General features: G+C 37.0%; 12 protein-coding genes. 11 read left to right on the top strand and 1 reads right to left on the bottom strand.

Features of this window, described 5'->3' with window-relative positions; translation table 11 throughout:
* The first annotated feature begins 16 nt into the window (after positions 1–16).
* Positions 17–1,147 carry a glycerate kinase gene (locus ABC228_RS10080; protein WP_345825010.1) on the top strand — a complete coding sequence of 377 codons (1,131 nt, stop codon included), beginning with the start codon at positions 17–19 and terminating at the stop codon, positions 1,145–1,147.
* 94 nt (positions 1,148–1,241) lie between these two features.
* Here the strand turns inward: ABC228_RS10080 and ABC228_RS10075 are convergent, their stop codons facing one another.
* A complete protein-coding gene (locus tag ABC228_RS10075; RefSeq protein ID WP_345825009.1) occupies positions 1,242–1,454 on the bottom strand; it encodes a YjzC family protein in 213 nt (70 codons plus the stop codon).
* A gap of 360 nt (positions 1,455–1,814) precedes the next feature.
* Here ABC228_RS10075 and cpaB point away from each other — a divergent pair, with 360 nt between their 5' ends.
* The 10 genes from cpaB to ABC228_RS10025 all read left to right on the top strand — a co-directional run bounded on the left by cpaB (position 1,815) and on the right by ABC228_RS10025 (position 11,663).
* Positions 1,815–2,537 (top strand): Flp pilus assembly protein CpaB, encoded by a 723-nt coding sequence (gene cpaB / locus ABC228_RS10070; protein ID WP_345825008.1) that lies wholly within the window; start codon positions 1,815–1,817, stop codon positions 2,535–2,537.
* Positions 2,538–2,589: 52 nt separating this feature from the next.
* Positions 2,590–3,726 carry a CpaE/TadZ family protein gene (locus ABC228_RS10065; RefSeq protein WP_345825007.1) on the top strand — a complete coding sequence of 379 codons (1,137 nt, stop codon included), beginning with the start codon at positions 2,590–2,592 and terminating at the stop codon, positions 3,724–3,726.
* 48 nt (positions 3,727–3,774) lie between these two features.
* Positions 3,775–5,142, top strand: coding sequence for a P-type DNA transfer ATPase VirB11 (virB11, locus tag ABC228_RS10060; RefSeq protein WP_345825006.1), 1,368 nt, complete (start codon positions 3,775–3,777; stop codon positions 5,140–5,142).
* The gene (locus ABC228_RS10055; protein WP_345825005.1) at positions 5,114–6,043 is read left to right on the top strand and encodes a type II secretion system F family protein; all 930 of its coding nucleotides are present in this window, start codon (positions 5,114–5,116) and stop codon (positions 6,041–6,043) included. Before virB11 ends, ABC228_RS10055 begins: the two co-directional genes overlap by 29 nt.
* 3 nt (positions 6,044–6,046) lie before the next feature.
* Positions 6,047–6,982 (top strand): type II secretion system F family protein, encoded by a 936-nt coding sequence (locus ABC228_RS10050; protein ID WP_345825004.1) that lies wholly within the window; start codon positions 6,047–6,049, stop codon positions 6,980–6,982.
* Between the two features lie 21 nt (positions 6,983–7,003).
* Entirely contained in the window at positions 7,004–7,219 is a 216-nt protein-coding gene (locus ABC228_RS10045) for a hypothetical protein (protein ID WP_345825003.1), read from the top strand.
* Between the two features lie 59 nt (positions 7,220–7,278).
* Positions 7,279–8,694 (top strand): VWA domain-containing protein, encoded by a 1,416-nt coding sequence (locus ABC228_RS10040; RefSeq protein ID WP_345825002.1) that lies wholly within the window; start codon positions 7,279–7,281, stop codon positions 8,692–8,694.
* A 47-nt stretch (positions 8,695–8,741) separates the two neighbouring features.
* On the top strand, positions 8,742–10,175 hold the full coding sequence (locus ABC228_RS10035) for a hypothetical protein (protein ID WP_345825001.1): 1,434 nt from the start codon (positions 8,742–8,744) through the stop codon (positions 10,173–10,175).
* 101 nt (positions 10,176–10,276) lie between these two features.
* Positions 10,277–11,101: a hypothetical protein gene (locus tag ABC228_RS10030; protein WP_345825000.1), complete on the top strand. Its 825-nt coding sequence runs from the start codon at positions 10,277–10,279 to the stop codon at positions 11,099–11,101.
* A gap of 64 nt (positions 11,102–11,165) precedes the next feature.
* Positions 11,166–11,663: a hypothetical protein gene (locus tag ABC228_RS10025; RefSeq protein WP_345824999.1), complete on the top strand. Its 498-nt coding sequence runs from the start codon at positions 11,166–11,168 to the stop codon at positions 11,661–11,663.
* Positions 11,664–11,695: the final 32 nt, after the last annotated feature.

The following is an 11,695-nucleotide window of genomic DNA, read 5'->3' as shown; positions in this document are numbered from 1 at the left end:
TGGAAGGGGGTAAAGGATGAAAATTGTAGTCGCACCTGACTCATATAAGGGGAGCTTATCATCGATACAAGTAGCAGATATTATGTGTAAGGCAATAGCAGAGCTTACACCTGAAGCAAATGTCATCTCTATGCCAATGGCTGATGGCGGAGAGAGTGCCTTAGATGCTATGTTAATCGCTACTCAAGGTAAACGGATTAACCTGACATGTACTGGTCCACTTGGGAGCAGTATTAAAAGTGAATATGCAATTGTAGATGGACATACCGCTATTATTGAATGTGCTTCTATTGCAGGACTGCCTCAGGTTCCGGTTGAATTACGTAACCCTGATCATACAACCTCCTTTGGGATTGGAGAGGTAATGAAGGATGCTTTGGATAAGAACTGTAAAGAGATAGTGGTTGGACTTGGTGGTAGTGCTGTAAATGATGGAGGGCTTGGAATGTTACAAGCACTTGGAGTTCAAATGCTTGACCAGAATGGAAAGAAGGTTGGTCATTTTGGGAGAGATATTCATAACATTGTAGCATTGGATTTTTCTAACCTGGATTTCAGGTTAGATCATATTAAGTTAAGTGTGGCTTGTGATGTTAATAACCCTCTTTGTGGTGAAAAAGGAGCAACATATGTATATGGTCCTCAAAAGGGAGCCACATCTAGCCAACTGGAGTTGTATGATCACTCTCTGCAACAATATGGTGAGTTAGTAGAACGGTCGGTTCACAAGAACATAATGGAGCATCCCGGTGCAGGAGCTGCCGGAGGACTTGGATTTGCTTTGCTTTCCATAGGTGCAGAGCTAGTATCTGGTGCAGAACTATTAGCGAATGCCGTTAACATGGAAGAAGCCATGAAAGAAGCTGATCTTGTTTTTACAGGTGAGGGACAAAGTGATGAACAGACACTTTACGGAAAAGCACCTGGATTTGTTGCTGCTCTTGCTCGGAAGCAGCATATTCCTACCGTATTAATATCAGGTAGTCTTTCAGGGAATCTAGAAGTTTTACGCAATAGATTTTCCGGATGTTTCTCTATTGTTAATAAGCCACTGTCATTGGAGGAATGTATAGAGAGTGCAGAAGAGCTGTTATTTGAACAAATGAAGCAGATTATGCAATTAATTAATGACATCAAAGTTAAGTAATAGTTACTTTGGGTAATTACTATAAAAAGTTAGAAAGCTTGGATGTTCACATCCAAGCTTATTTTTTGCTGATTATTTTGAAAGACTGATGATCTTAACTGCCACTTCTTCCTTGCGTACTTGGACGGTTAATATTTCGTTTATTCTTCCATACCCGATTTTCATTTGAAGTATCTGGGAATTTTTCTCCCGCATTTAGTTCAATTTGCTGTGGATCTTTAACACTGCTACCCGTCTCACCGATTTCAATATATACCCCATTATTAGGTGCCTTATCCCCAGGACGAAATTGGCTGATTTCACCCATTCTTCTCACTCCTTTAGTTAATCTTTTTGTAGTATGAGTAAAATCCCCCATATTATAACTAAAAAATAGATACAGATAAAAAAAGAAATGTAAAAATGAAAAATAATTAATTTGACCCAGGTACGACAAAGAATGACATCCTTTTAGTTAATAATTTCCAAAAAACTAGGCTTCTTTCCTTTTGAGTAAAATTAACTGTTTATTAAAAGAAAAAATAGGTAGAAAGAACCCTAAGATTAAAGTCCTACAATCCTTTACATTGGATAATTATGGAATTGACAAATATAGCCTTTGTGTAATTATTTAGGTATATCTAATCAAATATAAAAATTCACACAATTTAGAAATGAGGTCTATAGGTTGTTAGAGTCAAAGCGAAGAGCCATTATATTTTTTGTTATAGCGATTCTATTAGCAGCATTGTCGGGCTATTTTATCTTACAAAAGGTAAAAGAGCTTAATGCTGATCTAGGTACAATGGTTAATGTTTACGTATCCAATAAAGAGATTCATTCACGCGCTTTAATTACCCCAGATGATATTACAACAACAGAAATCCCTGCTAAATATTTACGTAAGGAATATATCACTGATATTGATGAGTTTGTTAACTCTGTATCAGTTGTTCCACTTTCCGAAGGTCAAATAATCACAAGAAATATGTTGAAAACTGCTTCAACTGTAACAGAAGAAGATCATCGATTAATCACTATTCTACAGGCTGAAAACACTTTTTTTGATGAGGTGCTTTATGATATGGACCGTGTCGATATCGTTGTATCACACGAAGTCAATGGTGAGGACGTTACAGAAGTGTTTATGACGGACTTAAAGGTTGTACGAGTAGCTGAAAAAGATGGCGAATTTTCGGGAGTGCAAGTCGAAGTACCATTTGATGACATTACAGAACTAATTCATATGCAACATTATGCAGAAACCTTCAGAGTAATTCGTGCAAATGTTGGTCAAATGCCTACAGAAGGAGAATCTTCGATTGGAGATGTTAACGATGATTCTACCAATAACACGAATGAAGAGACAGAGCAGGAAGACACAGAAGAACCTGTAGAAAGCGAAGAATAAGGATTAGGACTAACTTCATCAATCCTTGAAGCTTACGTAATGGAGGATTTACATGAGAAAAATAAATGAAATATTTGTAATTGGAGATAATGATGATTTATTCGCTTCGATTCAACATCAGCTTAGTCAAGAATTTCGAATTCAGAAGCTAGAATTAGAGGAGTTAAAAAAGTTTACCATTCAACTCGTTTTGATTTTAAGAACTGAAGAGATATCACCACTTGATCTTGCACAAACAATATTGTCCCAATATCCAAAAGCATACTTAGTGTACATAAGTGACATTCAAAACTTTGATTTATTAAGGGATTTGAATCGTCTAGGTGTTATGGATTACTTAGTATTACCAGAAGAAGAATGGCTATTAGAAGAAAGAATTCGCGAGGTTACTGAATCTAGACTTTCAAGTGTGGATAATTCTTCTGCAGTTGAAGGATTTAAACGTGGTGGTGGAAAGGTTTTTACTTTTTATAGTGGTAAGGGTGGGGCTGGTAAATCATTGATCAGTACTGCATTTGCTCAAACACTTAAAGTTGAATCAACAGCTAAGGTTCTATATATCGATTTAAATCTACAGTATGGTGGGTCAGAGACATTTTTAGGATTAGATAGTAGTCGCTCGCTTATTGATTTATTTCCAGTAATACATGAACTAAATGAACATCATATTCGAAATGTTGCAGAAAAGGAAAGGCATTCTGGCTTGGAGATTTTAGTTAGTCCACGTGATGCTGAAATGGCAGAAAGAATTGATGAGGACTTTGTATTAAGGCTTGTTCGAGCGAGTAAACGAAGCTATGATTTCATTATTATTGACGTACCAACTTGGATGGATGAACGAGTGTATACTACTTTGGAAGAATCCGAGAAGATCTACTATATAATGAGCTTCGACACGATCGCAATAAGTGTATTGAAAAGCGTAGAGCACTTATTCAAACAACTTGGTATTGTAACGAATGAAAAGATGGAGTTGGTTATGAATTACAGTGGCAAAGATAATGAATTAACACAAAAAGACATTGACCGCTTTCTTGGATATCCAATTGCATCAAAAATTCGTCGAGATTTAAAAGGAGTTCAATCCTTTGTTAATCAAGGAATTCCTTTAAGAAGGGAATTAAAAGATAAAAAGCTGCCTCCAGTAGCAAGAGATGTTCAAAAATGGGTGCGGTCAATGTTAAAGTAATCAACTTACTGAACATGTATCCGAAGAAAGCTCAAAGGTGGTGTTGGTTTGGCTCTTTTTCAAAAGAATAATAAAGAGAAGAAAGATTATTATGAAACGGAATACAACGTTAACAATACCTATATTGATGATCTTGTTGAACATTACAAATCCAGATTACTGACAGAAGTCAATCTAGAGCAAATAACAACCCTTGAAGAAAGAGAAAAAAAGCTAAAGATTGAACGATTTATCAATCAATTTATGACCGAGGAAAAAGTTGTAATTCCTAGACATGATAAAGAAGCATTATTATCTAAACTAATTGATGAGAGTGTAGGATTTGGTCCCCTGGAACCATTGTTGCAAGATGACAGTATAACGGAAATCCTCGTAAATGGTCCAAAGGAAATTTATATTGAAAAAAGTGGAAAGTTAGAACAAGTTGACATTTCATTTAAGGATGAGGCACACGTCAGACATATTGTAGACAGAGTTGTTGCGCCACTAGGAAGGCGTATTGATGAAAGTTCACCGATGGTTGATGCGAGGCTTCCAGATGGAAGCCGTGTTAATGCAGTAATTTCGCCAATCAGTCTTACTGGAACAATCCTTTCTATACGTAAATTTAGAAAAACTCCGTTTGAGATGAAGGACTTAAGACGCTATGGTACTTTTGCCAATGATATGGAAAAATTTCTTCAAGCACTTGTTAAGACCAAACAAAATATTTTAATCTCGGGCGGAACTGGTAGTGGGAAGACGACCTTACTGAATGCTTTGGCAAAGGAGATACCGTACAGTGAACGTTTGATCACGATTGAAGACTCTGCCGAATTACGATTAGATAGGAAGAATGTCGTTGGTATGGAAGCACGTCCTCCAAACGTAGAGGGACAGGGTGAAATCTCAATTCGCCAATTAGTAAAAAATGCTCTACGTATGCGTCCAGATCGAATCATTGTTGGTGAGGTTCGGGGTTCTGAAGCCTTTGATATGTTGCAAGCGATGAATACTGGACACGAAGGTTCGTTAACCACAGTACATGCAAACACACCAGCAGATGCAATAAATCGTGTTGAAGGTATGGTTGTAATGGCTGGAATGGATTTACCTACGAATATTATTCGAGAGTATATTGTTGGAGCAATTGATTATATTGTTCAAGTCCAACGATTAACTGATGGAACTAGAAAGCTCCTAAATATAGCGGAAGTAACTGTGAATGAGCAGAATAAAATTGAAGTAAAAGACATATTTTGCTTTAAGCGAACTGGAGTTGACGAAAAGGGTGTTATTCGTGGTTCTTTTACTCCAACTGGGATTATCCCAAAATGTCTTGATCATCTAGAGATTTTCGGGTTTCACTTTGATCGATCGTTTTTTGAACCAAAAGGAGAGATTTCAGATGAATTTAACCGTGTCTATACTTTATAGCTTTGCAGTGCTCTTCTTCCTAATAGGAATCTACTTCTATCTTGGCTATCGAAATCATAAACGAGAATGGAATCATAAGATCAAAGACTGGTTTCCAGAGGAAGAAAGAAAGAGTTTCATAAGTAAATTAGGTGATCGCTATGATAAACGGGAAAGCGCAAAGGTATTACGGAATAAGCTACAGAATGCCAACTTAAAGCTTTTACCATCTGAATATATTGGCATATTAGTTGTTGGATCCTTAATCTTATTTGTGTTATTCTATGTCATTTTTAACATGCCGATGCAGGTGGGGCTCTTGCTTTCAGTGGGAATAATGGTGGTTTCACATTTCCTATTATTTTACTTCCGAAAGAACAATTATGAAATGCGATTTAATGAACAATTATCAGAGGTTTGTAGATTACTAGCAAATGCAGCTCGTTCAGGTCTTACGATTAACCAGGGATTGGAGATAGTTGCAAGAGAAATTACAGGACCTGCAGGTGAGGAATTTAAAAGGATTGCGAACGAGTTAAAGCTTGGAGTTTCATTAGAGTCAGCTTTCCGGTCTGTTCAGAAAAGAAACAGCTCAAAGGACTTTAACTTGTTTATTGCAACATTATTAATTCAGAAAAAAACAGGTGGAAACCTAGCAGTCACACTAGATACAATGGCGAACACATTTGAGGATAGAAAGGTATTATCACAAACTATAAAAACGATGACTGCTGAACAAAAATATATTTCCTTTATTGTTCCGGTTTTACCAGTCTTCTTATTACTCGTGATGAATAATGTGATTGATGGCTTTATTGAGCCATTGTTTTCAGGGTTTGGCATTATTATTCTAATTTTATTTTTGGGTGCAATCGTCTTATCGTTTTTGATTATAAGAAAAATCACGGATATAAAGGTGTAGCTTATGGATGCATTAATTCTACTATGTATAATTGCTTTTTGGTTCAGTATTTTATTATTTTTGAAGCATTATTGGACCTTTTTAAAGGAAAAAAGAAAAAGGATTGAACATGTAGCAGTAGTGACGAACATCGATCCTTTTGAGAAAAAAGAAAAAAAGAAAAATAGAAGAGCGGCATTATTTGAACAGATGACAAAATATGCGGATGATTTTTCCGATCTTGGTCAACGAATCAATTTCTTTAGTGAGAATCATGATGTAGAGGAATGGTTACGTAAATCAGGTAATCCTCTTCGATTAACCGTCAAGCGTTTTCAAGGACTTAAGATTTTCCTGTTTTTTATAGGTTTATTTTTTGGAATATTGGCAATTGTTATTGGACTTCCATTTTCACAATATTTTTTAGCATTCTCACCAATATTAGGCTATTTTTTACCTATTGTTCTAATCAAAAGAGAGGCGAAGAAACGACAAGAGCTAATCAGGAAGGAGTTACCTGATTTCTTGGATACAGTAAGTACGAGTGTTCAGGCAGGTGTTAGCTTGGACCATGCTTTACGGGAGGTGATTCGACACTTTGAGGGGCCAATTCGAGAGGAGTTTTCTAGATTTAACAATGAAATTGACCTAGGAGTGCCAAGAGAAAGAGCTTATCGAGAATTGTTAAAACGGAACGATAATTCTGAATTTCAATCCCTAATCAAATCATTAATCCAGGGAATGAATTTAGGAGTTCCAATTGCTACTACATTTAGAATACAAGCGGATGATATGAGACAAATGCGAGAAGAGAAAGTAAAGGAGCTAGCCGCAAAGGCATCACCTAAGGTTACGCTTGTCACGACCTTTTTAATTGCCCCAGTATCTATCTTAATGATTGCTGGTTTAATGATCATGAATATGCTACTGGGTGAAAATAGTATTTTTTCAACATTTTAAATTTATAAGGAGGAAACACAGATGAAATTATTGAATGGTGCTTATGGAAAGTTTTTGAACAAAATGACAGAGTGGAAAAGAGAGGAAAGAGGATCTCAAACGCTTGAATGGTTAGGAATTGCAGCTGTAGTTGTTATCATTGTTGGTGTTATTTCACAGGTGTTTAGCGGTGACAACAGTATTGGTCAAGATATAAAGGAAAAGTTTGGAGATTTTATAGATAAAATCGGAGGATAAATTATAAATACTACCTGTTTTAAAATGGCTGTAATACTAAAGTTTAGGAGAATTCATATATGAAATACAAATCATTCGTAATCTCTATAATTCTACTTGCCGTATTGTTCATAGCAGGCTGTAAGGATGACAAAGATACCAAAGACTCTTCGCCAAAGGATCCCCCAGAATCGGAAGTAGTTTCCGGAGTGGAAGATGAAGAGGCAGAAGAGGAAAATGACAATCAAAGTAAGAATCAGAATACTGCAGATTTAAACTTCTTAGGTGAAGTGGATGACGTGCCTCAAAAAACAAATGATGTGATCCAGCAAGTAGTTGGTCCTTATGCTGGTATTGATGTTCGTGATGATAGTGTTATTGATCAAGTAGTGGAAGAGGTAAAAAAAATAGAACCTTTACCTGAGGATGCTACGGAAGAACAGCTTCAATCATATTTTAATTACTTATATTCTCTTGTCGCAGAAGATTTCCCTGATCCCCAGGACACTATCAAAAAATGGGAATTTGGATCATTCGGAAATCCTGATTTGCCAGATTCACGCTTTCATTTTAAAGAGAATTACAATGTTGAAGTATTGCTAGATGGAAGCGGAAGCATGGGTGCATATATTGGAAATCAAACCATGATGGAAATCGCAAAAGAGGCAATTCATAACTTTATGAAGCAAGTACCAGAGGAAGCGAATGTTTCTCTAAGGGTTTATGGACATAAAGGAACTGGCTCAGAAAGCGATAAAGAGCTTTCTTGTAGCACGATTGAGCAGGTTTATGGATACGCTCCATATGATGAGCAGTCATTTAAAAAGGAACTTGATGCAATAAGTCCAGCAGGGTGGACACCGCTGGCAGACGCTTTAAAACAAGCACAAAGAGCTTTAGCAGAATATGATACCGAAAATAACACGAATTTAATTTATGTTGTTAGTGATGGAATTGAGACATGTGATGGTGATCCTGTAGCTGTTGCTAAGTCACTTTCTGATTCTAATGCTAAGCCAATAATTAATATTATTGGATTTAATGTGGATAGCGAGGCACAGGCACAATTAAAGGAGATGGCCGAGGTATCAGGTGGAATTTTCTCGATGGCTAACGATCAAAGTGAATTAGAAGATGAATTTAATCGTGCTGAAGAAGTATTGGAGGCATGGAAGGATTGGAAAGACGAAGCCCTAGATGATGTCGACAGCATTAGAGTGGATAATAATTTTGATATTTTAAGAGTTAGTAATGAATGGGGTAGGAAGGAAACAAGACAATCGAACAATATTTCTAGGTTAGCAAGAATATTTGAGGACGAAAGTATTATAACTTTCGAACAACGAGAATATCTCCGGGATTTACGGGATGAAGTCCATATAATCATAGAAGATGGTCAGGATGAAATTGTAAAAGAATTGGAAGGAATCAGTGCTGAGAAACTAGATGAGATAAAGCAGTCTATTAATGAAAAGTATAATCAGGGAACTGAGTAATAGTCTTATATATTATGTTACTTATCGAGAAGAGGAGGTGGAGTTTTTTGGATAGACTTTTTAGAAGAGTAATAGCCTTATTCGGTATTATTGTTCTAACTTTTCTTCCAGTAATGACTCCAACAGCATATGCTGTGGAGTCCTGGTCAGGAGATCCGTGGGAAGGTAATCCATGGTCAGGAGATCCATGGGATGGTAGTGAACTTGAGTGGTCAGGTGATTCATGGAATAGTGAAGGTTGGAAGGGCTCAAAATGGAACGGGACCAACTGGAGTCAGGGTGGATGGAATAGTTCTGGATTTGACGGAAATGACTGGAAGCAGCAGGGTTGGAGTTCACCATACTTCCAAGGGGATTCCTGGATTCAGCAAGACTGGAATGGTTCAGATTTTGAAGGGAATTCATGGACAACAAATGGCTGGAATGGACAACAGTTTGAGGGAAGTCCATGGGCTAATTCTGGTTGGAGTATGTATGGTTATAATGGTACCCCTTGGTCGAGTTCCGGCTGGACTGGTAATGATATATTAGGTAGTCCTTGGTCAAATTCCGGCTGGAAGGGTGAAGGCTCAGAGGGGAATCCTTGGTTAATTCCTGGATTTAACGGGACACCAGGTACTGGAACGGAAGTCATCACTTCCGACCCTACAGATCCATCGTTTAAGCCCGGCGAACAATTTTACGATACGGATGAATTTAAAGCCACAAAGTACGTTTGGGATAGTGTTGTAAATGGTGTTGTAGATTTTGATCCTAATCGACCAGGCGGTTTAAGTCCAAACTATGTTAGAAGTGTATTTGCTGACAGTATTAAGCTTCAATACGGAAATCACGTAGCTTTTGATCTTTATGATATAGGTGATAAAGGTTATTCTGCGTATGATAGTTATTCAAAGTTAGAGGGATTTAGGCAAGCTGCTTTTAATACAAATGCCGCATCATTAACAAATAATGCATATCAAGTATCGACTGCTTCAAAATTTGCTCAATACGGTGGACTGATAAAAGATTCAGCTAGAACTGTATGGAATAATATGGACATTGCGAATGTATCTAGTACTTGGGGCTCCATGGGAGCGATATCCAAATTAAATTTTGTCGCATCGGGAGTTAATGCTGGATTATCCGCGTACAAAACAGGTGTAAGTGTAAGTAATGCTGTTAATACATGGCAAAGCACAACAGATGGTTCTGAAAGGACCGCAGCGATTGCTGATGTAGGCGCTAATCTTGGAGAAACACTCATGAGTGCAGGTGGGGTAGCAGCAGCAATTCCTGGCGGTCAGGCGGTTGGTGCTGGATTAATCGTTGTTGGTGGTGGATTATATGTTGTCTCCAAAACAACGCAAGTAGTAGCGAAAAATTGGGATAAGATTGCTGGTGCTACTAAAAAGGCTGGAAGCGCAATTAAGAATGCTGGGAAATCGGTTGTGGATGGAGCGAAAAAGCTCGGTAGTACGATAAAAGGCTGGTTCTCATAATTGTTATTTGCCAGAAGGCTAGATAAATAATAATAGGAAACAGTAGAGTGAATTATTTCTCTTTACTGTTTCCTAAAAAACAGAATTAGGTGGCATACATAATGAAATTAGACGGTAACCAAATATTGGATTTAGGAAAAAAACATAAGAAGTGGAATGAAAATGTAACGGTTGAAATTTTCCCATATTTACTAAATAATCATAGATTCTATTTAGCTTACTATCATGGGAAATTTAACCGTAACGTAAAATCTATTGCGGTAGTATCTCCTGATGCTAACTGTAAAGAAGAAGCACTTAAAGCACTGGAGCCTCTTGTGTTTTTCACTATCACGTTTGACAAGGTTGAAAATAATACCAAAGCAAGAGCAGAGCTAGACTATAGTATCTATGAAGAAATACGAGTCTACTTGAAGAATGTATTAGAATCAAATGTATTAAAAGATAGCCTAAGTGAAATATATCAGCGTTCTTACAACATTATTGATGAAATGATTAACCTACAAAAAGAGATGCTTAACCTAAGGCAAAAAGTTAATGCATTTGCAAGTAGTGTTTTGGATAGAGGGTATTTCCTTCACGATGAAATTGATGAATTATTTGAGGTATTTCCGATTCCAGGATGGATTCAATATAAGCAATTCTACGACCGATATCAATTTCGATCCGACTTTGATGTGATATACGAAAATAGTAGTAAACCAGAACTACAATCTTTTATGCGGTTTCGAGATTCCAATACATTAAAGAACATGACAAGTGCAGTTGCAGAAAAACAATTAGCCGACTCTTTAGAAGTTTTAACAGATGGAAAGGATATGAGCTCGTTGACGGAGGAAGAATATCAACAGTATTGGTTATCGAAATTTAAAAACGATTTATATGAACGATATCAGCAGCTTCGAGATCAATTACGTTATCCATAGATAAATGGATAGTTCATTATGCAATAATAGTGTCCATATTTTTCATTAGTTAGGAGATTTATATATGAAAAAAATCCTAGAAGTAATCGGCTTCTTCATGATTCTTGGTCTGGTTGCTTGTGGTAGTTCGCCAGAGGGAGATGCCTTGGCTGAATATCATAATAATTATGTAGAGAATGTTAATTCGTTAGCTAGTCAAGTAGATGTGGAAGTTCAAAAATCATTTAGCACAGAGTCCCCCGAAGAAACCTACAAACTGCAAACGGAAAATGTCTTACCGCTAATTAAAGAAGTAAAAGAACATATTGAATCAATGGCTCCTGAATCTAAAGTCGTTAAAGAAATACACGAGTTACGATTAGAACAATTAACTGCTTGGGAAGAGGCATTTGATCTTCAATATGAAGCGCTAGAGAAAACTATTGCAGCGGCAAGTGAAGGCGAAGTAAATGATTTATTAACGAGGTCCGATCAAAAGCTAGTAGAAGCTGCGGAATTTGGTCAAAAAGCAGATGAGAGATTACTAGAGTTAGCTGAGGAGCACAATGTTACGCTTGAATAATGAGAACAGAAGCTGATTTAAGGCAAGCTTAC

Origin of the sequence: Ornithinibacillus xuwenensis, from assembly GCF_039614845.1 — a bacterium.
GTDB lineage: Bacteria > Bacillota > Bacilli > Bacillales > Amphibacillaceae > Ornithinibacillus > Ornithinibacillus xuwenensis.
The sequence above is the reverse complement of the archived record's forward strand: the minus strand, read 5'-3'. Positions and strand labels throughout refer to the sequence as shown.

Bases quoted from the DNA above. Each gene is read 5' to 3' on its own strand.
- ABC228_RS10080 (WP_345825010.1), top strand. From the start codon at position 17: ATGAAAATTGTAGTCGCACCTGACTCATATAAGGGGAGCTTATCATCG.
- ABC228_RS10075 (WP_345825009.1), bottom strand. From the start codon at position 1,454: ATGGGTGAAATCAGCCAATTTCGTCCTGGGGATAAGGCACCTAATAAT.
- ABC228_RS10065 (WP_345825007.1), top strand. From the start codon at position 2,590: ATGAGAAAAATAAATGAAATATTTGTAATTGGAGATAATGATGATTTA.
- ABC228_RS10055 (WP_345825005.1), top strand. From the start codon at position 5,114: ATGAATTTAACCGTGTCTATACTTTATAGCTTTGCAGTGCTCTTCTTC.
- ABC228_RS10050 (WP_345825004.1), top strand. From the start codon at position 6,047: ATGGATGCATTAATTCTACTATGTATAATTGCTTTTTGGTTCAGTATT.
- ABC228_RS10045 (WP_345825003.1), top strand. From the start codon at position 7,004: ATGAAATTATTGAATGGTGCTTATGGAAAGTTTTTGAACAAAATGACA.
- ABC228_RS10040 (WP_345825002.1), top strand. From the start codon at position 7,279: ATGAAATACAAATCATTCGTAATCTCTATAATTCTACTTGCCGTATTG.
- ABC228_RS10030 (WP_345825000.1), top strand. From the start codon at position 10,277: ATGAAATTAGACGGTAACCAAATATTGGATTTAGGAAAAAAACATAAG.
- ABC228_RS10025 (WP_345824999.1), top strand. From the start codon at position 11,166: ATGAAAAAAATCCTAGAAGTAATCGGCTTCTTCATGATTCTTGGTCTG.